We start from the raw sequence: 20,868 nt of genomic DNA, 5'->3' as shown, positions 1-20,868 counted from the left end.
TGTTTGTCCCTTTTTTTATAATTTTACATTAAATAACAACGCACTAAATGAAATACGAACAACGCAAAAAAGCTTTAGTTTTATTAGCAGACGGAACAATATTCTATGGAAAATCTATAGGAATTGAAGGAACTGTTACTGGTGAAATCTGTTTTAATACAGGAATGACTGGATATCAAGAAATTTTTACAGATCCATCTTATTTTGGACAATTAATGGTTGCTACCAATGCGCATATTGGTAATTATGGTGTGAATAATGATGAAGTAGAATCGGAAGGAATAAAAATTTCAGGATTAATTTGCAGAAATTTTAGTTTTACACATTCAAGAGTAGATTCTGATAGTAATTTATTTGATTGGTTTGAAAAACATAATCTTGTTGCCATTTCTGATGTTGATACTAGAGCGTTAGTAGCTTATATTAGAGATAATGGAGCAATGAATGCTATTATTTCTACAGAGATTGATAATATCGACAAACTAAAAAAGCAGCTTGCTGAGATTCCGAATATGGAAGGATTAGAGCTAGCTTCAAAAGTATCAACTAAAGAGCCTTATTTTGTAGGAGAAGAAAATGCTACCTACAAAATCGCAGCTTTAGATATTGGTATCAAGAAAAATATCCTTAGAAATTTAGCAAAGAGAAATGCTTACATCAAAGTTTTTCCATACAATGCTACTTTTGAAGAAATGGAAGAATGGAATCCTGATGGTTATTTTATTTCTAACGGACCTGGAGATCCAGAACCTTTAAAAGATGCCCAAAAGTTAGCACAAGAAATCATCAAAAGAGATTTGCCTTTGTTCGGTATCTGTTTAGGACATCAAGTAATTGCATTAGCTAATGGTATTTCAACCTATAAGATGCACAATGGTCACCGAGGAATTAATCATCCTGTAAAGAACTTAATCACAGGCAAAGGAGAAATTACTTCTCAAAATCACGGATTTGCTATTAATCGTGAAGAAACTGAAGCGCACTCAGATATTGAGATCACGCATGTACATTTAAATGATAATACAGTGGCAGGAATCCGAATGAAAAACAAAAACGTTTTTTCAGTACAATACCACCCAGAAGCAAGTCCTGGACCACATGATGCAGAATATTTATTCGATCAGTTTATAGAAAACATTCAGAAAGCTAAAGTTGAAGCTTAAAAAAATCCCGCAATTGCGGGATTTTTATTTTTGGAAAACGTTTTCGCAAAATCCAGCAAAAAATAACACTAAACAAGGTAGCATTTTGTAAATTAGCTACCCTAAATAAAACTAAAAATAGACAACTATGAGTATGATTGTAAGCATTTACGCTCGTCAAATATTTGATTCAAGAGGAAATCCAACAATTGAAGTAGATGTTACTACTGAAAATGGAGTAAAAGGTAGAGCAGCAGTACCATCTGGAGCATCTACAGGAGAGCATGAAGCAGTTGAATTAAGAGACGGCGGAAAAGCATATATGGGTAAAGGAGTTTCAAAAGCAGTGAATAATGTTAACACTATAATAGCTGAGGGGCTATTAGGTGTTTCAGTTTTTGAGCAAAATTTAATCGACCAAATCATGATTGATTTAGACGGTACTCCAAACAAATCTAATTTGGGAGCTAATGCTATTTTAGGAGTTTCTTTAGCGTGTGCTAAAGCAGCGGCTAATGAATTAGGAATGCCTTTATACCGTTATGTTGGTGGTGTTTCAGCAAATACGTTACCTGTGCCAATGATGAATATCATCAATGGAGGATCGCACTCAGACGCACCAATTGCTTTTCAAGAGTTTATGGTAATGCCAGTAAAAGCTAAAAATTTCACGCATGCAATGCAAATGGGATCAGAAATTTTTCATCATTTGAAAAAGGTGTTGCACGATCGCGATTTATCTACCGCAGTAGGTGATGAAGGAGGATTTGCTCCAGCGTTAGACGGAACAGAAGATGCACTTGATACTATTGCTTTAGCAGTTAAAAATGCGGGGTATAAGTTTGGTGATGAAGTAATGATTGCTTTAGATTGTGCTTCGGCTGAATTCTATGTGGATGGTAAATACGATTATACCAAGTTTGAAGGCGATAAAGGGAAAGTACGTTCAAGTAAAGAACAAGCTGATTATTTAGCTGAATTGGCTGATAAATATCCAATTATTTCTATTGAAGACGGTATGGATGAAAATGACTGGGATGGATGGAAATATTTAACCGAAAAAGTAGGTGATAAAGTACAGTTGGTTGGAGACGATTTATTCGTAACCAATGTTGAGCGTTTATCACGTGGAATTGAAAATGGAATCGCAAACTCAATTTTAATTAAAGTAAATCAAATAGGTACGTTAACTGAAACGATTGCAGCGGTTAATATGGCACATAATGCAGGATATACTTCGGTTATGAGCCACCGTTCTGGTGAAACGGAAGATAATACCATTGCCGATTTAGCAGTAGCTTTAAATACGGGTCAAATAAAAACAGGTTCTGCTTCTCGTTCAGATCGTATGGCTAAATACAATCAATTACTTAGAATAGAAGAAGAATTAGATAATATTGCTTATTACCCTCAAAATAAAGCATTTAAGATTTAAGAAGAATTTTGTTATTTCTGTAATTAAAACCTTGTGTGCTATATCACAAGGTTTTTGTCTTTTTAAGACATTCTGAAATAAGAAAATGTTATTTTCAAATATTAAAAATCTATACATTAACATTTTTAAAATCTTGTAAAAAATGGTATCTTCGTGCCTCACTTCAAAATAATTAAACCATTAGTAAAAATGTCAGATATAGCAAAACTACAGATTGGTGAAAACACCTATGAGTTTCCAATAATTACAGGAACAGAGAATGAAAAAGCAATAGATATTAAAACATTGCGTGGAGCGACAGGAGGAGTAATTACAATAGATCCAGGATATAAAAACACAGGATCTTGTGAAAGTGCTATTACATTTTTAGATGGAGAAAAAGGAATTTTACGCTACCGCGGATATTCAATAGAAGAATTAGCAGAAAAAGCAGATTTTTTAGAAGTAGCATATTTATTAATTTTTGGAGAATTACCTACAAAAGCACAATTAGATAAGTTTTATAATGATATTTTAGATGAAGCTATTGTAGATGATGATATTAAAAAAATCTTAGATGCGTTTCCTAAAAATGCGCACCCAATGGGAGTGTTATCATCTTTAACTTCGGCATTAACAGCTTTTAATCCTTCTTCAGTAAATGTAGATTCTGAAGAAGATATGTATAAAGCTATTTGTAAAATTATGGGTAAGTTTCCAGTTTTAGTTGCTTGGACTATGCGTAAACAAAAAGGCTTACCATTAAACTATGGCTCACGCAAATTAGGATATGTTGAAAATGTATTGCGTATGATGTTTGAAAAACCAAACGAAGAATACGTGCAAAATCCAATTTTAGTGAACGCTTTAGACAAATTATTGATTTTACATGCAGATCATGAGCAAAACTGTTCTACTTCTACAGTAAGAATTGTAGGTTCTTCACACGCAGGTTTATTTGCGTCTTTATCATCTGGTATTTCAGCGCTTTGGGGGCCATTACATGGAGGAGCTAACCAAGCTGTATTAGAAATGTTAGAGGCTATTAAAGAAGATGGAGGAGACACTAAAAAGTACATGGGTAAAGCTAAAGATAAAGAAGATCCTTTCCGTTTAATGGGGTTTGGACATAGAGTTTATAAAAACTTTGATCCACGTGCTAAGATTATCAAAGTAGCTGCAGATGAAGTATTAGAAGATTTAGGTGTTGAAGATCCAATTTTAGATATAGCTAAAGGATTAGAGCAAGAAGCGTTAAGAGATGATTATTTTGTAAAACGTAAATTATATCCAAACGTAGATTTCTATTCAGGAATTATTTATCGCGCCATGGGTATTCCTGTGGAAATGTTTACAGTAATGTTTGCTTTAGGTCGTTTACCAGGATGGATTGCTCAATGGAGAGAAATGCGTTTACGTAAAGAGCCAATTGGACGTCCACGACAAGTATACACAGGAGAAAATTTACGTTCGTTCGTATCAATAGAAAAAAGGTAATAACTTTTTAATTATATAAAATGTCATTCGCTAATAAGGGAATGACATTTTCATTTTTATATGTTACAGTTAAATATTAAAAACGAAACTTCAAAACTTAGAGCTGTTGTGTTAGGAACCGCTGAAAGCAACGGACCTACACCAAAAATTGAAGAAGCTTACGATCCAAAATCATTAGAGCATATCAAAGCAGGAACTTATCCGGTAGAAGAAGATATGGTAAAAGAAATGGAAGCTTTTCATAAAGTTTTTGAAAAATATAATGTTAAGGTTTTTAGACCAGAAGTAATTAAAGATTACAACCAAATATTTTCAAGAGATATTGGGTTTGTGATAGATGATATGTTTATTAAGGCAAATATTCTTCCAGATAGAGAAAGAGAACTAGAGGCAATAAAGTATGTAATTGATCAAATGGATCCGAATAAAGTTGTTCGTCCTCCAGAGGAAGTTCATATTGAAGGAGGAGATGTAATGCTTTGGAATGATCATATTTTTATTGGAACTTACAAAGGTTCTGATTATAAAGATTACATTACAGCACGCACCAATATGGAAGGTGTTCAGTATATAAAAAAGATGTTTCCGAATAAAATTGTAAAAGAGTTTGATTTAGTAAAATCTAAAATTGAACCACGTGACAATGCATTGCATTTAGATTGCTGTTTTCAACCAGTTGGAACCGACAAAGGAATCATTTACAAAAGTGGTTTTAGAGAGGAAGCAGATTATATGTATTTGGTAAATTTATTTGGTAAAGAAAATCTTTTTCATATTCAAAGAGAAGAAATGTATCATATGAATTCAAATATCTTCTCAATTGCTCCTGATGTGGTGGTTTCTGAAAAGAATTTTACACGACTTAACAATTGGTTGCGTGAAAATGGTTTTACAGTAGAAGAAATTCCATATGCAGAAATTGCAAAGCAAGAAGGGTTATTACGTTGTTCAACATTACCTTTAATTAGAGATTAAATGCAACAAACAACTAATACCATATTAATGATTCGTCCAATTAATTTTAGGATGAATGAGCAAACGGCGGTAAACAATTACTATCAAAAAGTATTAGATAATTTATTGCCAGCTTCAGTAAATGCTAAGGCACAAGAGGAGTTTGATACGTATGTTGAAAAATTAACAAACCACGGTGTAAATGTGGTGGTTATTTCTGATACAGATGATTTTGATACACCAGATTCTATTTTTCCAAATAACTGGATCTCGTTTCATCAAGACGGTACGGTAGCTTTATATCCAATGTTTGCTGAAAACCGTAGGTTAGAAAGAAGAGAAGATGTATTGGATACATTGGAAGAAAAAGGGTTTATCATTGAAAATGTGGTAGATTATACTTCCGCAGAAGGAGAAAATATCTTTTTAGAAGGTACAGGAAGTTTGTTGTTAGATAGAGCTAATAAAAAAGCCTATTGCGCTTTGTCTCCACGTGCGGACGAAGAGTTATTTATCGAGTTTTGTGAAGATTTCGAATATACTCCAGTAGTTTTTACAGCAAATCAAACTGTAAATGGAGAGCGTAAAGCTATTTACCATACCAATGTAATGATGTGTTTAGCAGAAACCTTTGCGGTAATTTGTTTAGCTTCTATTGATGATAAGAAAGAAAGAAAAAATGTATTAAAGCATTTAAAAGAAGATGGAAAAGAAGTTATCGACATTACAGAGGCTCAAGTAAACAATTTTGCAGGAAATATGTTACAAGTAAAGGGCAAAAATGATGAATTGTTTTTAGTAATGAGTCAAGCAGCCTATGATAGCTTAACACAAGATCAAATTAAAAAAATAGAGAAACACTGTAAAATTATATCAAGCTCACTAGATACTATTGAAGCTTGTGGCGGTGGAAGCGCCAGATGTATGATGGCAGAGGTATTCTTGCCAAAACAATTGTAAACTATAAATAATCCGCCAAGTGCGGGTTTTTTATTTTTACGTAAATAAATTTACTATATCTTCCCTCAATGAATTTATTCTTCTTGGCTATAGCCCCTGTTATTGCAATTATACTTTACATTTATGTAAAAGATACTTACGAAAAAGAGCCTGTAATATTATTGTTTAAAAACTTTGTGTATGGTGCAACTGCTAGTGTTTTTATAACCACTATTTTAGGAGGAGCATTGAGCAAAATTTTTGTAGTCACTGATAGTTCAAATATTATTCAAACATTAATAAAAGCTTTTATAGTAGTAGGATTAGTAGAAGAATTATCAAAATATTTTGTGGTTAGATATTATTCTCAGTCCCATAAAGAATTCAATGAACCTTTTGATGGTATTGTGTATGCAGTTATGGTTTCAATGGGATTTGCTACGATAGAAAACATCTTATATGTATATAAATTTGGCGCACAAACAGGTATTATCAGAGCTTTTACCGCTGTGCCTGCTCATGCAACTTTTGCTATCTTAATGGGGTATTATATGGGAAAAGCAAAATTTTCTATACATAGAAAAAAACTCAATATACTAGGACTCCTTGCTGCTACATTTTTTCATGGTACGTATGATTTTTTCTTGTTTATTAATTATAAACCAGGTATTTCTGGAGGAGCTTTTGTTTCTTTAATTATAGGATTTGTATTAGCTAATAAAGCTATTAAAAATCATCAAAAAATATAGAAAAATTTAAGTGACAATTTTAAATTTTACGTGTCATACTAATAAACATATTTTATTAGTTAAGAAATAAAAATAAAAAAAGCACCAATAAATAACTTTTTTTTAGTATCTTTAGAAACATCTGTGAGAGCAGATAGTAATTTTCATAATTAATGTCCCCAACAAATGAAAAGAAGTAAAATAACAAGTTTAACAGTACTCCTGTTGATTTTTACAAGTCAATTGGTGTTAGCCCAATCTAATCCTAGCAATAGTTTAGATTTCGGAGAAGAGGCATCATCAGGAAATGATTTAAATTCCATTAAAATTATACCTGCTGAAGAGAGAGAAGGATCAATTAAAATTAAATCCTTTGATTATAAGTCTAAAACTACCCCTAAAAAGGTAAGCAACACAAAAAAAGGTCAAGATTTGTCTTTAGAAGACTTAGAGAGGATAGCTGCCCAAAGAAGTAATCTTCACTATAGAAACAAAAGAAAATTACCGGAAAAGTGTTTTAAAGAAGAATCAAATTGTGATAAAAAAGATAAATAGATTATTAAAAAGCGCTCATATGAGCGCTTTTTTTATTTCAACACTTCAGTAATAATTTTTCCTGAATTTCCATTAGGAAATTCAATATCAAGTAAATTACATATTGTGGGAGCTATATCAATAATTTTATAGTTGTTTTTAGAGTTACCTCTTTTTATACCAGCACCATAAAAAATAATAGGTACATGTGTGTCATAAGAATAGGCAGACCCATGTGTAGATCCTTTTTTGGAGTAACTTATGGTTGCTGGAGTTGGAATTAACATAACATCACCAGAAAATTTTTGGTTATAACCATTTTGAAGTGATTTAAGTAAGCCGCTATTAAAAGATGTAGATTGTAAAGTTTTAGCCGTTACAGTTTTGTAAATGCCTTTATAATTAATAGCTTCATTAGCTATTATTTCTGCTACTTCATGAACAGAAAGTTTTAAATCGTTGATTTTTTCTTTATTCAAGAAAATTTGAAAATTAGAGATGTTTTCAATTAATTCAGTTGATTTAAAATGCTTATCGGTTATCTCATTTATATAATCGTTAAACTTTTTATAGCTAAAATAATCTGCAGGTATTTTAATTGATTTTAAGTATGAAGGAACTTGAACCGCAGCATGATCGGCTGTTAAAAAAACAGTGTAATTATTTCTACCTACTTCTTTGTCTAAAAAGTTTAGAAAATCCTCTAAATCTTTATCTAAACGTAAATAAGTATCTTCAATTTCTTTTGAATCAACACCAAATTGATGACCTACATAATCGGTTGAAGAAAAGCTGACAGCTAGAAAATCGGTATAATCACTTTTCCCTAATTTTTCACCTAAAATGGCAGCTTTTGCAAAATCGGCAGTAATGGTATTACCAGCAGGAATTGCTTTTAAAATACTAAAGTTGTTGTTTTTGCTTCTTAAGTTAGGGATATCATGAGGGAAAACCGGTTTTTCTTCACCTTTAAAAGTTTCTTCAAAATTATTGTCATCAACTATACTTTCTGAATAGGTATTAATATCATACAGAGTTTCCCAAGGAGAATTTAAATAAGCATCTGCTTTACCCGAAGCATTAAAATCTTGCACCCATTTAGGTAATTCATTTAAATAAAAAGAAGAACTGATCCATTCTCCTTTACTACCTCCATCAAACCAATAAGCAGCATTTGCAGTATGACCAGCAGGTAAAACAGCAGACCTGTCTTTTATAGCAACCCCTATAGTTTTACCTTGCATGTTTTGTGCTAATTTTAGTTGATCTGTAACTGTGGTTGTTTGCATTCTGTAAGGAGATTTTTTTCCTCCATCACCATCGTTACCAATAGTTTTATAATTATTGTCATCAACGCAATAAATTGATCTTTTTTCATATTTATCATACCAATTGTTTCCAATTATTCCGTGATTAGTTGGGGTTGTTCCAGTATAAATAGAAGTGTGTCCTACAGCAGTGTAAGTAGGAATATAGTTGTAATGTGCATTTTCTAATGAAAATCCATTTTTTATCAAGCGTTTAAAACCTCCATTTCCGTATCGGTTTTCAAATCTGGTTAAATAATCATATCGCATTTGATCAACAACGATGCCCACAACTAATTTGGGTTTGCTTTCTTTTGTTGAATTGATATTACATCCTGTTAGGGTGAGAGTCGAAATAAAAAGTAGTAGATATATTTTTTTCATCATTTTAATTTTCAAACTAGATGTCAAAAATACTGAAAATTGGTAGTCCTTTTTTCTGTTAATTAAAATTTAATATACGTTGCAATTTCACCAATGGAATATTCTTTATTACATTAGCAAAAAATTGAATATAGGTAGATGAACTACATTGAGCATATTGGTAAGTATTTTATAATGCTTAAACAAGTTTTTACCAAACCTCAAAGAGCCAGAGTTTTTAAAGAGGTTTTGTTTAGAGAAATAGAAGAGTTAGGAATAAAATCTTTAGGAATTATATCCTTTATTTCATTCTTCATTGGCGGCGTAATTGCACTACAAACAGCATTAAACCTAGAAAGTCCGTTTATACCAAAATCACTAATAGGTTTTGCAGCAAAACGGTCTATTATTTTAGAGTTTGCTCCCACTTTTTGTTCAATTATTTTGGCAGGTAAAGTAGGGTCTTATATAACATCTAGTATTGGTACTATGAGAGTTACAGAACAAATTGATGCGTTAGAAATTATGGGTATTAATTCTTTGAATTACTTGGTGTTACCTAAGATTATAGCAACCATATTTTTTTATCCTTTCTTGGTTATATTAGCTATGTTTTTAGGAATATTAGGAGGGTGGATGGCAGGTGTTTTATCTGGATTATTTTCAGGTGCAGATTATGTAATTGGTGTTCAAACAGATTTTAATCCATTTTTAATAACCTATGCCTTAATTAAAACGGTAGTATTTGCTTTTTTAATTGCAACCATACCCTCATATCATGGGTATTTTGTAAAAGGAGGTTCTTTAGAAGTAGGTCAAGCCAGTACCCAATCTGTAGTATGGACTACAGTAGTTATAGTTATAGCTAACTATTTCTTAACCCAAATGCTATTGACTTAATGATAGAAGTTAACGATATATATAAAAGCTTTGGAGATACCGAAGTGTTAAAAGGAATTTCCACTTCTTTTGAAGCAGGAAAAACTAGTTTAATTATTGGTCAAAGTGGAGCAGGAAAAACGGTTTTCTTAAAAAGTTTATTAGGTTTACATACCCCTGAAAAAGGAACCATTGTATATAATGGTGTAGTTAATACAGAAATGACTATTGAAGATAAAAGGGAGTTTCGTCAAGAATTAGGAATGGTTTTTCAAGGAAGTGCATTATTTGACTCTCAAACAGTTGAAGAAAACGTAATGTTTCCTCTTAAAATGTTTACTAAAAAACCATTTGATGAGATGTTAGATAGAGTAAACTTTGTACTAGAAAGAGTAAACTTAGAAAACTCCAATAAAAAGTTCCCTGCAGAATTATCTGGAGGGATGCAAAAAAGGGTAGCCATTGCCAGAGCTATTGTAATGAAACCAAATTATTTGTTTTGTGATGAGCCTAACTCAGGATTAGATCCGAGAACATCAATATTAATTGACAACCTTATTCAAGAAATCACGGAAGAATATCAAATAACTACAGTTATCAATACCCATGATATGAATTCGGTAATGGAAATAGGAGATAAGATTGTTTTTTTAAAAGATGGAGTAAAAGCATGGGAGGGAAGTAGCAAAGAAATCTTCCGAACAGACAACCAAGCAGTGGTGGATTTTGTATATTCTTCTGATTTATATAAAAAAGTACGTCAAGCTTATTTAAATGACTATTAGTTTAAATAACTGATTTTAAGAAGATAGTAATTCTTCTGAAAAAATATTTAAAATAAATCCCAAAAAATATTTGCAGAACCGAAATAACCCACTATATTTGCACCCGCAAACAGCGAAATGATAATGACCGGGTAGCTCAGTTGGTAGAGCATCTCCCTTTTAAGGAGAGGGTCCTGGGTTCGAGCCCCAGCCCGGTCACTAAAGCTTCTCTCTCGAGAGGCTTTTTATTTGAAAAGTTTGGGGAGATTCCAGAGCGGCCAAATGGGACGGACTGTAACTCCGTTGTCTTACGACTTCGCAGGTTCGAATCCTGCTCTCCCCACATTTCAATTTTTTTAGGGGATTAACTAAAGCATTTAGGGAGACTGAATGCTTTTTTTTATTTCTAACACAATCACTATATCTCTGTTACTTTTTGTATCTTTCCCATTAAAAATTTAATTTAAAAAATGGAGAATAATAAGGGACAAGAAACTGTTGCTACACCTTCACAAGCAGATAGCAATTCCGCAAAAGAAGATATAACTAAAGACGCGCAAGGGCTATTTCAAAGTATAAAGAAATTTTTATTTGAGTTATTAGATTTTAGAAATGATACCGATCAAGAAGCCACTATAGAAGCAATAAAAAATGATATTTCATTTAAAGGAGCTACAGCGTGGATTTTAATATGTTCTATTTTTGTGGCATCTATAGGTTTAAATGCCAATTCTACAGCAGTAGTAATTGGAGCCATGTTAATCTCTCCTTTAATGGGGCCAATTTTAGGAGTGGGTATGTCTATTGCAATTAATGATATTGATACTTTACGAAAATCATTAATAAACTTAGCAATTATGATTGTTTTAAGTTTATTAACAGCATTTTTATTTTTCTTTTTATTTCCCCTTCGTGAAGAAACTTCAGAATTGTTAGGAAGAGTTCGACCAGATATTAGAGATGTTTTAATTGCTTTTTTTGGTGGATTAGCATTAATCATCGCTCGTACTAAAAGAGGTACTATTGCTTCTGTAATTTTTGGTGTTGCAATTGCAACTGCTTTAATGCCACCGTTGTGTACAGCAGGTTATGGATTAGCTATTGGTAATTTCGATTATTTTTTAGGGGCAATGTATTTGTTCACAATCAATGCTATTTTTATTGCTTTAGCTACTTTTTTAGTATTAAAATTACTTGGGTTTACAATGATAAGATATGTAAACTCTGTAAAACGTAAACGAATTGCTAGAATAGCTTCTGTAATAGCAATATTAGTAATGATTCCTGCAATTATGACCTTTATTGGAGTATATAAGGAAAGCATAATTAGTGCTAATTATAAGAAGTTTTTAAAAGATGAAATTGAAGCAAATAAAGATTTATGGTTGCAACGACAGAATATTGATATACAAGATAAAAAAATCAATTTGTTTTTCAATGGAGATGTTAGTGATGCAACCAAAACTTTTTTAAGAAATGAATTAAAAACGTATTCTAGAATAGATGGTTATGAGCTTTTAATCAATGAAAATAAAGCTAGAAGTGTTGACAGGGTTGTTGATGCATATGATAGAGCAATTGCTGAACTAGATGAAAAAGATAATATTATAAAAGGTTTACAAAAAGAAATTGAAGATTTAAAAATTACAGTAAGTAATTTAAACCAACGATTAGAACAAGATGCAGTATTACGAGATAAAAACACCATTCCTTTTAGTAGAATAGCAAAAGATGCAAAAATTAGATATAATGATATAGTTGAAATAAGTTTTTCAAAAGTGTTAACTTCAAAAGACTTTATTAAAGTTGATACTATACCTGTAGCTAGTGTAAAGTGGAATAAGAAGCTACCGGATTCTATTAAAGTTAAGAAAGAAATTGAACTTAAAAAATGGTTGCAGAAAGAGTTAAAGTTAGAATCGTTAAAACTAGAATAAACGAATAAAATTCAAAATTGAATAAAAAGTAAAACCCGAGCATCTGCTCGGGTTTTGTTATAAGGAAGTTTATAAAATGTTCTATACTACTAGTTAATCCTTATTTTTGATCAATAACTCTAAAAGTAGTTCTTCTATTGGCAGCGTGCTCACGTTCTGTACAAGATACCCCATCAGCACATCTGTTTGTTAATTTGGTTTCTCCATAACCATTTGCTGTTAATTGACTAGGATTGATACCTCTTGAAATTAAATAATTAACAACAGCCTGAGCTCTTCTTTCAGATAATGATTGGTTGCTTGTTTTAGAACCTCTAGAGTCAGTGTGAGATTCAATAGCTACGGCTACTCCATCTTTTAAAATAGGTAGTAAACGAGCATCAATGATACGTTTAGCACCTGGAGTTAAAGTAGCACTACCTAAATTCCAATTAATTGGTAAAGGAGTATTAGCAACTAATTTACATTCAACTTCTTTCCAGGTAGTTAATCCTCCTTTTGACACTAATACCTCTTTTGTAACTGTTTTGTATTTAGCAGGAATAGTTTCTTCATCGGTATAAGCATCTTTATCTAATATTGTTTTTTCAATTATCCCATATTTAGCATCTGTTTTAACAACTCTTGTGGTTGGTGGAGTTGCCATAACGGTTCTTTTCATTGTAGTGGTAACTTCAGGAATAGTAACTGCAGTAGTAGACTCTTTAGCAGGAACTGTTCTTTCAACAATAGTAGTTTCCTCAGGAATAACAATAGTTCTTGTAGTAGGAGGAGTAACCATTACTCTCTTTTTAACCACTTTAGTCACTGCTGGTATGTCAACCTCTCTAGTGGTAGGAGGAGTAACCATTACTCTCTTTTTAACTATTTTAGTTACGGCAGGTATATCAATAACTCTTGTAGTTGCTGGTACATCTACTACTGTTCTTTTAACTACTGTTGTTTCTTCAGGAATAACAATAGTTCTTGTAGTAGGAGGAGTAACCATTACCCTTTTTTTAACTATTTTAGTTACTGCCGGTATGTCAATAACTCTTGTAGTTGGTGGAGTTTTCATTACTCTTTTTTTCACTACTTTGGTTACTGCTGGTATTTCAATAACTCTTGTAGTAGGAGGGGTTTTCATTACCCTTTTTGTATATGACGCAAAGCATTTAGGGTCATTATCTCCGTCTTGACAAGGACCTTGAGTAGCAACAACAGCTGCATCTTTATTTAACACAGTTTTGTCAATAGAAGTGTATTGTGCCGGAACTTCTTTATAACACCAATAACGACAATCATTAGGGTCAGATGAAGTACAGTCGGGAGCTCTCTCGCTCATTTGCCATTGAGCTGATTTAGCTCTAACTTCAATAGTTTCTAAATCTTTACTAAAAGAAGCAGGTACTACACGTAAAGTAGAACCATAATCTCTCTTTTTATAAGTAATAGTTTCTGTAGCATAGGTTGCAGGTATAGCTTCTAAACGTTGAGAAGCTTCTTTAATTACTACTGTTACATCTTGCATTTCATATGTAGCAGGAACAACTTCAATGCGCTGACCAGCTTCTTTAACAGTAACAACTACATCTCGCATTTCATATTGAGCTGGTACTGCTTCTAAGCGTTGAGAAGCTTCTTTTGTTACTACGGTTTCTGTAACTGTTTTTAATTTGGCAGGAACAACTTCTAAACGTTGAGATGCTTCTTCAACTACAACAACTACATCTTGCATTTCATATTGGGCTGGTACAGGAACTAATTTTTTATATCCTTCTTTTTCAACCACTACAACATCTCGCATCTCATATTGGGCGGGTACAACTTCTAAACGTTGAGACGCTTCTTTGGTAACTACAGTTTCTCTTTCTAAAGAGGGTCTAGAAGCAGTTTTTTCTAACCGTTGAGACGCTTCTTTAGTAACTACTGTAAAGTTTTGTGTTTCATACTTTGCAGGAATTACTACTAAACTTTCTCCTCCCTCGTCTACTAAAACACGTTCAGTAACGGTTTTGTATTGAGCCGGGTGAGTAACAATTCTTTTGTAAGCAGGTGCAACTTCAATAGTTACATCTTCGTTTTTCCATACTTCCGGTGTTTTACAGCGGACGTAACATTTACCAGGTTCTGCATTTGTAGGTAAATCTTGTGCAGATACTGTAAATGTAAATCCGAACGCCACTAAAGCTCCAGATAACATTAGTTTCTTCATAATGAATAAGATTTGAATTTGATATTTATTTACCTCGGCTAGGTAAAGTGAGGGGGGGAGAGTTTTCTTACATAGCCATAACAAATATATAAAAAATATTTATGTTAAAGGCTTGTTAAAGAATATTTTAGAGTTTGTTAAAGTAAAGGCTTTTTATTATGCCATCAGATAAACCAATTTTAGGAACATAAATCTTACGGGCATTACTCCATTTCATAGCAGATAAATAAATTTTGGTAGCGGGTACAATAACATCAGCACGATCGGGGTTTAAGCTTAGTTCTGAAATTCTTTCTGAATAGCTCATTTTCTTTAAAAACTGATATTGAGCATTAAGGTAAATGTATGAAATAGGTTTACCCATTTCTCTACCAGACATTTTAAAAATTTTGTTAATATTTCCTCCAGATCCTATTAAAGAAATACGTTTAAAATCTTGAGTATGTTGTTTTATCCAAGCTTCTACTTTTTTAAATATTTTTTTGTTTTCTTCTTTTGTATTATTAATTAATCTTACGGTACCTATTTTAAAAGATTTTGAATTAATTATTTTTCCTTTTGAAAAAACAGTAAATTCGGTACTACCACCACCTACATCTACATATAAATAAGTGTCTTCGGAATTGATAAGGTTGTTTAAATCTGTAAAAGAAATAATAGCAGCTTCTTTTTTGCCATCAATAATATCAATTTCTACTCCTGTTTTTATAGCTATTTCTTTACCAACTTCTTTTCCGTTTGCAGCTTCTCTCATTGCAGAGGTAGCACATGCCTTGTAACGTTCAACCCCATGTACAGACATTAGTAGTTTAAAGGCTTCCATAGCGTCAATCATTCTTTTTTTATTACCTTCAGAAATTTGCCCAGACACAAAAACATCAGCTCCTAAACGGATAGGTACACGCACTAATGAAGATTTTTTGAATTTAGGTTCTTTGCCTTTTTCTTCAATAATGTTTGCTATTAAGAGTCTTATTGCGTTAGAACCAATATCTATGGCTCCATATTTTTTTATTTTCAATGGTAAAATTATTTATGATACTTAGGAAACTCAACTAATATGGTAGCTCCTTTTTTTATGTTTTTCCAATATTTTTCATCAAATTGAATGCCAATAACACCACATGTTGCTACATGGGCAATGGGTTTGTTACCGTATTTGTTTACAAAAGTGTTAATACCATGATCATGGCTAAATATAATAGCACTATCAAAATTATCATCAAGTGCTTTTACGGTTTTAACTAAATACCCATCGCTAAAACTATATAGCTGTTTGCTAATTTTTAAATTAGACATGGGGTAGCTAAAGTTTTCACAAAAAATAATTCCTGTATGTAATGCTCTGTTAGCACTACTAGAAATAAACACATCGGGTCTTTGAATGTTTTTTGCTAAAAATTTAGATATTAAATGAGCGTCATTTATTCCTCTTTCTTTTAAAGGACGATCATGATCTTTAACGCTGCTATAATCCCACGAAGATTTAGCATGCCTAACAATATAAAGTGTCTTCATTCAATTTTTAATCACTTCTCAAATATAAATATTTAAGGAGCTAATCGTTCAATTTTCCAAGAAAAATCTTTTTGAAGGGTATAACGTATCCTATCATGCATTCTGTTAGGACGCCCTTGCCAGAATTCTATAGAAACTGGTTTAACTATATAACCGCCCCAATGTTGAGGTCTTGGAATTTCTTGTCCTTTAAATTTAGTTTCAAAATCTCCAAGATTGTTGTCCAATTCTTCACGAGAAGTAACCACTTCACTTTGGTTAGAGGCCCAAGCACCTAATTTACTTCCGTCGGGTCTTGACTCAAAATACCCATCTGATAAATTCTCAGCAACTTTTTCAGCTTCTCCTTTAATAATGATCTGCTGCTCTAATCCCGACCAAAAAAAAGACAAACATACTTTATTGTTTTTTGCAATGGCTTTCCCTTTTTCAGAATTGTAATTGGTATAAAAAATAAAACCTTCATAGGTGTATCTTTTTAATAAGACCATTCTGTTTTTAGGATAACCGTCTAAACCTATCGAAGATATGTTCACTGCATTGGCTTCATCTACCAATTCAGATTCATCGGCTCTTAAAAACCAATCTCTAAACAGTTCAATTGGGTTTTCAGGACAATTTTCTTCTAGCAATTCATGCTTTTTATAGGTTTTTCTGTAATCACTTAAATCATGCGCCATTGTACTGGAATTTGTAATGTAAAATTACAACAATAAATGTAGGTAGTAAAACCAAATACAATTCGTCTTTCTTTTTTTACAGTTCGGTCATTCTTTTTATGTAACGCTGTAAAAGTATATAATCTTTGACCTATCAAAATCAATTAACCAATGAAACCACTATTTATTATAAGCTTTCTATTACTTTCATTTGCTTCAATAGCTCAAACTACCATTTCAGGAAAAGTTTTGGATGAAAAAGGCAACCCAATTGAAGGTGCCAATGTGTATTTAGAAGGATCCTATGATGGAGCTTCTACAGATGCGCAAGGAAACTTCAGTTTTTCAACCTCAGAACAAGGAAAACAAACCTTAGCAGTTTCTTTTATTTCTTATGAAACATTTACCAGAACAGATGAGGTTGTCAATTTTACAAATCTTAAGATAAAACTTCGAGAGGATGTAAATACTTTAGATGCTGTGGTTATCAACGCAGGAAGCTTTGAAGCAGGTGATAACGCTAAAGTAACAGCTTTAAAACCGCTAGATGTGGTTACAACGGCAAGTGCTTTAGGAGATGTAATTGGCGCTTTTCAAACGTTACCTGGTACATCTGCCAATGAAGAAGATGGACGATTATTTGTTAGAGGTGGTGATGCTGAAGAAACTCAAATTTTTATTGACGGATTAAGAGTATTCACGCCATTTTCTCCAACCGCTAATAATATTCCTACTCGCGGACGCTTTTCTCCGTTCTTATTTAAAGGAATGAGTTTTTCTACCGGAGGATATTCTGCGGAATTTGGTCAAGCATTATCGGGAGTGTTAGCATTGAATACCATAGATGAACCTGACCAAGAAAAGACTGATTTACAATTTATGACCGTGGGTGTTGGTGTTGGTAATACACAGATTTGGGGTGAAAATTCATTCAGTATTAATGCCTCGTACATCAATTTAGGTCCGTATCAGTGGGCGTTTCCTGATAGAAATGAGTGGAATAAACCATTTGAAGGAGCAGGAGGTGAAATGGTATATCGTTACAAAACCAACAATGACGGATTGCTAAAATTATACGGAGCTTTCGGTTACACCAATTTTGATTTGATTCAAGAAGATATTAATTATGAAAACGGTTTCCGTTTTGCGTTGCAAAACCTGAATTTGTATTTCAACGGTTCATACAAGCAACCGTTGGGAAATGATTGGACTATTTTTGGTGGATTGAGTTATACTAACGATAATTCTGATATTAAAATTGAAGAAAACAAAGTTGATGACAACGAAAACTCTGCGCATTTAAAAGTAAAATTTAACAAACGTTTTTCAAATCGATTTAAAGTAAGCTTCGGAACAGAATATTTTATCACCGACTTTTCTGAAGGGTATAATGAAAGTGGAGGAAACAATTTCAACTACGGATTTAACAACAATATTTTTGGAGTATTTACTGAAGCAGATATTTTTTTCTCTAAAAAATTGGCTGCCAAAGTAGGAGTAAGAGCAGAAAATGCTGAAGTTTTTAATCAATTTATGGTATCGCCCAGAGCTTCGTTGGCGTATAAATCGGGAAATCATACACAGTTTTCATTGGCGTACGGACGCTTTTATCAAAATCCGAAGAATGAATATTTAAAATTCAGTCAAGATTTAGAGGCTGAAAATGCTACACATTATATTGCTAATTATCAATATGTAAAAAACAAACAAATTTTACGAATTGAAGGCTATTATAAAAAGTACAATGATTTGGTAAAGTTTGACGATGCAATAGCTACTCCGCTTTCAACTTATTCCAATTCCGGAAATGGATTTGCCAAAGGTGTGGATGTATTTTGGCGCGATGGAAAAAATATTAAGTATTTAGATTATTGGGTATCGTATTCATATTTAGATACCAAAAGAGATTTTAAAAACTATCCACAACAAGCCACGCCTAATTTTGCTTCAAAACACAATGTATCAGTAGTGGGTAAGTATTGGGTTGACGATTGGAAAACACAATTGGGACTTTCGTATAGTTTTGCTTCTGGGAGATCGTATACCAACCCTAATGAAGGCGGATTTTTAAATCAGAAAACTAAAAATTACAATTCAGTAAGCTTAAATGCTGCGTATTTGATCAGTCAGCAAAAAATACTGTATTTTTCAGTAAACAACGTGCTGGGAACCAAAAATGTGTACGGATACAATTATAAAAATGAACTGAATAATAATGGTTTTTATGATAGACAAGCAATTATACCCGCTGCGGACAGATTCTTTTTTGTCGGATTTTTCTGGTCGATCAGTGATGATAAAAAGAGTAATCAGCTGGATAATTTATAAAAATTATTATTTGTTTATGAATGTCATTCCGAATTTATTTCGGAATCTCATATAGCAAACGTTAGGTTATTATGAGAACCTAAAACAAGTTCAGGTTGACATATTATTTTAAAAATATTTTTAAATATTAAAAAAAAACACAATTCGGACGTAAAAAATTACAGTTCGGTAAAAATTTTGAGGATACTACCTATAAACATCAGATATTTGAACTAACAAAAAACAATCATCATGCAACGAATCATTTTACTACTAGCACTATTAGTTTTTGGCCTTGTAAGCACATTTGCTCAAGAAACACACATAATTACGGTTGAATTCTCCGGAATGAAATCAGACACAGGAGATTTGTATGTGGCTTTGTATAATAAAGAAGCCGACTTTTTAAAAAAGGAAATAAAGGGAGCTATTGTAAAGGTTACCAACAAAAAAGCTACGGTAGTTTTTGAAGAAATTCCTGTTGGTGAATATGCCATTTCTGCATTTCATGATGAAAATGAAAACAAAAAAATGGATACAAGAATTTTTGGTATTCCAAAAGAGCCCATAGGTATTTCTAATGACGCCAAAGGTTTTATGGGACCACCAAAATATAAAGACGCAAAATTTATAGTGAAACAAAATACCAACTTAACAATAAACATTAACTAACATGAAACAAATAATAACACTAGTAGTTGCATTTATTACAATTACTGTTACGGCGCAATCAAAATACGAACAAGGAATGAAGAAGGCCTTTGATTTGTGGAAAGAAAACAAAACCACCGAAGCCTCTCAATTGTTTGAGCGTATAACCAAAGCAGAGAACGAGCAATGGTTACCACCGTATTATGTAGCAACTATAGAAATTGTAAGTAGTTTTGGGTTAAAAGATGAAACTGTTTTAAATGCTAAACTTACCAGAGCGCAAGAGTTTTTAGATATGGCAAAAACCATTTCACCTAACAACCCGGAAATTATTATTAACCAAGCTTTGTTAAATACTGCGTACATCGCTTTTGACGGACAAAAATACGGTATGACCTTATCTATGAAAAATACTGCCTTGTATGATGAAGCGTTGCAACTAGCACCTAACAATCCACGTGTAATTTTAGGAAAAGCAGAGTGGGGTATGGGTAGTGCACGCTACTTTGGGCAATCTACCGAACCGTATTGTAAAGATGTTGAAAAGGCGTTGGAATTATTTAACAAAGAAGAACTCCCACAGTTTTACCCAAGTTACGGAAAACAACGAGCCGAAACCATTTTACAACAATGTGGAAATTAAAAAACAAAAACGAACTCGAAAGAGTTCGTTTTTTTGTTTATATAAAATGTTTCGCTATCGTGTTTGTATATGTAAAGTAGTATTGTAGAAATACAATAATTTTCCGTTTAGAAAAAACATACTTAAAGATCATAAACTTTTTATTTTGCATTTTCCTGCTATTTTTATGTGCCTTGTTATGCCTATTTTTCTTTTATACCTCAAATTCTTGCTTTCTTGTATAAATATCAAACTGTTATGGCATTTTTTCAGAGTAAAGTCTATACTTTTCCGAACTTTAATTTGTCTAATAATAAGAGAATAATACAATTTAGGTAATTCTATCTGTTTTATTAAATCAGCTATTTATACTCTAAATAAATCTCAGTTATTAGACTATTGAAACGTAATCAAAAACAAATTATTCGATTAAGTAGCTACTATCAAATTTAGATTACA

Annotated in this window: 18 protein-coding genes and 2 tRNA genes; 15 read left to right on the top strand and 5 right to left on the bottom strand. The window is 32.4% G+C overall.

Annotated features, from left to right (window positions below; all coding sequences use genetic code 11):
* The first annotated feature begins 47 nt into the window (after positions 1-47).
* From carA to SLH33_RS04420, 7 genes are all read left to right on the top strand, one after another.
* Positions 48-1,163: a glutamine-hydrolyzing carbamoyl-phosphate synthase small subunit gene (gene carA / locus SLH33_RS04450; RefSeq protein WP_320417870.1), complete on the top strand. Its 1,116-nt coding sequence runs from the start codon at positions 48-50 to the stop codon at positions 1,161-1,163.
* A gap of 127 nt (positions 1,164-1,290) precedes the next feature.
* Positions 1,291-2,577 carry a phosphopyruvate hydratase gene (gene eno / locus SLH33_RS04445; RefSeq protein WP_320417869.1) on the top strand — a complete coding sequence of 429 codons (1,287 nt, stop codon included), beginning with the start codon at positions 1,291-1,293 and terminating at the stop codon, positions 2,575-2,577.
* A 189-nt stretch (positions 2,578-2,766) separates the two neighbouring features.
* Positions 2,767-4,053, top strand: a complete 1,287-nt coding sequence (locus tag SLH33_RS04440; RefSeq protein WP_320417868.1) for a citrate synthase — start codon at positions 2,767-2,769, stop codon at positions 4,051-4,053.
* Between the two features lie 60 nt (positions 4,054-4,113).
* Positions 4,114-5,028, top strand: coding sequence for a dimethylarginine dimethylaminohydrolase family protein (locus tag SLH33_RS04435; protein WP_320417867.1), 915 nt, complete (start codon positions 4,114-4,116; stop codon positions 5,026-5,028).
* Positions 5,029-5,967 (top strand): citrulline utilization hydrolase CtlX, encoded by a 939-nt coding sequence (gene ctlX / locus SLH33_RS04430; protein WP_320417866.1) that lies wholly within the window; start codon positions 5,029-5,031, stop codon positions 5,965-5,967.
* 68 nt (positions 5,968-6,035) lie between these two features.
* On the top strand, positions 6,036-6,695 hold the full coding sequence (locus SLH33_RS04425; protein ID WP_320417865.1) for a PrsW family intramembrane metalloprotease: 660 nt from the start codon (positions 6,036-6,038) through the stop codon (positions 6,693-6,695).
* 165 nt (positions 6,696-6,860) lie between these two features.
* Entirely contained in the window at positions 6,861-7,229 is a 369-nt protein-coding gene (locus SLH33_RS04420) for a hypothetical protein (RefSeq protein ID WP_320417864.1), read from the top strand.
* Between the two features lie 32 nt (positions 7,230-7,261).
* Here the strand turns inward: SLH33_RS04420 and pafA are convergent, their stop codons facing one another.
* Positions 7,262-8,902 (bottom strand): alkaline phosphatase PafA, encoded by a 1,641-nt coding sequence (gene pafA / locus SLH33_RS04415; RefSeq protein WP_320417863.1) that lies wholly within the window; start codon positions 8,900-8,902, stop codon positions 7,262-7,264.
* Between the two features lie 135 nt (positions 8,903-9,037).
* Between pafA and SLH33_RS04410 the strand changes: the two genes are divergently transcribed.
* The 5 genes from SLH33_RS04410 to SLH33_RS04390 all read left to right on the top strand — a co-directional run bounded on the left by SLH33_RS04410 (position 9,038) and on the right by SLH33_RS04390 (position 12,458).
* Positions 9,038-9,778, top strand: coding sequence for an ABC transporter permease (locus tag SLH33_RS04410; RefSeq protein ID WP_320417862.1), 741 nt, complete (start codon positions 9,038-9,040; stop codon positions 9,776-9,778).
* Positions 9,778-10,542: an ABC transporter ATP-binding protein gene (locus tag SLH33_RS04405; protein ID WP_320417861.1), complete on the top strand. Its 765-nt coding sequence runs from the start codon at positions 9,778-9,780 to the stop codon at positions 10,540-10,542. The genes SLH33_RS04410 and SLH33_RS04405 overlap by 1 nt, the downstream gene beginning before the upstream one ends.
* A 125-nt stretch (positions 10,543-10,667) precedes the next feature.
* Positions 10,668-10,740, top strand: a tRNA-Lys gene (locus tag SLH33_RS04400).
* A 41-nt stretch (positions 10,741-10,781) separates the two neighbouring features.
* Positions 10,782-10,864: transfer RNA gene (locus SLH33_RS04395), tRNA-Tyr, on the top strand.
* Positions 10,865-10,991: 127 nt separating this feature from the next.
* Positions 10,992-12,458, top strand: coding sequence for a DUF389 domain-containing protein (locus SLH33_RS04390; RefSeq protein WP_320417860.1), 1,467 nt, complete (start codon positions 10,992-10,994; stop codon positions 12,456-12,458).
* Positions 12,459-12,558: 100 nt separating this feature from the next.
* On the opposite strand, the gene SLH33_RS04385 is transcribed toward SLH33_RS04390, so the two are convergent.
* The 4 genes from SLH33_RS04385 to pdxH all read right to left on the bottom strand — a co-directional run bounded on the left by SLH33_RS04385 (position 12,559) and on the right by pdxH (position 16,850).
* Entirely contained in the window at positions 12,559-14,652 is a 2,094-nt protein-coding gene (locus SLH33_RS04385; protein WP_320417859.1) for an OmpA family protein, read from the bottom strand.
* Positions 14,653-14,779: 127 nt separating this feature from the next.
* Positions 14,780-15,673, bottom strand: a complete 894-nt coding sequence (locus tag SLH33_RS04380) for an exopolyphosphatase (protein WP_320417858.1) — start codon at positions 15,671-15,673, stop codon at positions 14,780-14,782.
* Between the two features lie 8 nt (positions 15,674-15,681).
* Positions 15,682-16,170, bottom strand: coding sequence for a SixA phosphatase family protein (locus SLH33_RS04375; protein ID WP_320417857.1), 489 nt, complete (start codon positions 16,168-16,170; stop codon positions 15,682-15,684).
* Positions 16,171-16,202: 32 nt separating this feature from the next.
* Positions 16,203-16,850 (bottom strand): pyridoxamine 5'-phosphate oxidase, encoded by a 648-nt coding sequence (gene pdxH, locus SLH33_RS04370; protein WP_320417856.1) that lies wholly within the window; start codon positions 16,848-16,850, stop codon positions 16,203-16,205.
* Between the two features lie 150 nt (positions 16,851-17,000).
* Between pdxH and SLH33_RS04365 the strand changes: the two genes are divergently transcribed.
* From SLH33_RS04365 to SLH33_RS04355, 3 genes are all read left to right on the top strand, one after another.
* Positions 17,001-19,157, top strand: a complete 2,157-nt coding sequence (locus SLH33_RS04365) for a TonB-dependent receptor (protein ID WP_320417855.1) — start codon at positions 17,001-17,003, stop codon at positions 19,155-19,157.
* Positions 19,158-19,388: 231 nt separating this feature from the next.
* Positions 19,389-19,808 carry a DUF2141 domain-containing protein gene (locus SLH33_RS04360; RefSeq protein ID WP_320417854.1) on the top strand — a complete coding sequence of 140 codons (420 nt, stop codon included), beginning with the start codon at positions 19,389-19,391 and terminating at the stop codon, positions 19,806-19,808.
* Between the two features lies 1 nt (position 19,809).
* Positions 19,810-20,430, top strand: coding sequence for a hypothetical protein (locus SLH33_RS04355; RefSeq protein WP_320417853.1), 621 nt, complete (start codon positions 19,810-19,812; stop codon positions 20,428-20,430).
* The last annotated feature ends 438 nt before the right edge of the window (positions 20,431-20,868 follow it).

Source organism: Tenacibaculum sp. IB213877, assembly GCF_034043975.1.
Lineage (GTDB): Bacteria > Bacteroidota > Bacteroidia > Flavobacteriales > Flavobacteriaceae > Polaribacter.
This window is presented reverse-complemented; position numbering and strand designations above follow the sequence as displayed.

What these genes read in the sequence shown, in the direction of transcription:
- SLH33_RS04425 (WP_320417865.1), top strand. Translation starts at nt 6,036, where the DNA reads ATGAATTTATTCTTCTTGGCTATAGCCCCTGTTATTGCAATTATACTT.
- SLH33_RS04440 (WP_320417868.1), top strand. Translation starts at nt 2,767, where the DNA reads ATGTCAGATATAGCAAAACTACAGATTGGTGAAAACACCTATGAGTTT.
- ctlX (WP_320417866.1), top strand. Translation starts at nt 5,029, where the DNA reads ATGCAACAAACAACTAATACCATATTAATGATTCGTCCAATTAATTTT.
- SLH33_RS04385 (WP_320417859.1), bottom strand. Translation starts at nt 14,652, where the DNA reads ATGAAGAAACTAATGTTATCTGGAGCTTTAGTGGCGTTCGGATTTACA.
- SLH33_RS04410 (WP_320417862.1), top strand. Translation starts at nt 9,038, where the DNA reads ATGAACTACATTGAGCATATTGGTAAGTATTTTATAATGCTTAAACAA.
- eno (WP_320417869.1), top strand. Translation starts at nt 1,291, where the DNA reads ATGAGTATGATTGTAAGCATTTACGCTCGTCAAATATTTGATTCAAGA.
- SLH33_RS04365 (WP_320417855.1), top strand. Translation starts at nt 17,001, where the DNA reads ATGAAACCACTATTTATTATAAGCTTTCTATTACTTTCATTTGCTTCA.
- SLH33_RS04375 (WP_320417857.1), bottom strand. Translation starts at nt 16,170, where the DNA reads ATGAAGACACTTTATATTGTTAGGCATGCTAAATCTTCGTGGGATTAT.
- SLH33_RS04355 (WP_320417853.1), top strand. Translation starts at nt 19,810, where the DNA reads ATGAAACAAATAATAACACTAGTAGTTGCATTTATTACAATTACTGTT.
- pdxH (WP_320417856.1), bottom strand. Translation starts at nt 16,850, where the DNA reads ATGGCGCATGATTTAAGTGATTACAGAAAAACCTATAAAAAGCATGAA.
- pafA (WP_320417863.1), bottom strand. Translation starts at nt 8,902, where the DNA reads ATGATGAAAAAAATATATCTACTACTTTTTATTTCGACTCTCACCCTA.
- SLH33_RS04420 (WP_320417864.1), top strand. Translation starts at nt 6,861, where the DNA reads ATGAAAAGAAGTAAAATAACAAGTTTAACAGTACTCCTGTTGATTTTT.
- SLH33_RS04405 (WP_320417861.1), top strand. Translation starts at nt 9,778, where the DNA reads ATGATAGAAGTTAACGATATATATAAAAGCTTTGGAGATACCGAAGTG.
- SLH33_RS04435 (WP_320417867.1), top strand. Translation starts at nt 4,114, where the DNA reads ATGTTACAGTTAAATATTAAAAACGAAACTTCAAAACTTAGAGCTGTT.
- SLH33_RS04390 (WP_320417860.1), top strand. Translation starts at nt 10,992, where the DNA reads ATGGAGAATAATAAGGGACAAGAAACTGTTGCTACACCTTCACAAGCA.
- SLH33_RS04360 (WP_320417854.1), top strand. Translation starts at nt 19,389, where the DNA reads ATGCAACGAATCATTTTACTACTAGCACTATTAGTTTTTGGCCTTGTA.
- carA (WP_320417870.1), top strand. Translation starts at nt 48, where the DNA reads ATGAAATACGAACAACGCAAAAAAGCTTTAGTTTTATTAGCAGACGGA.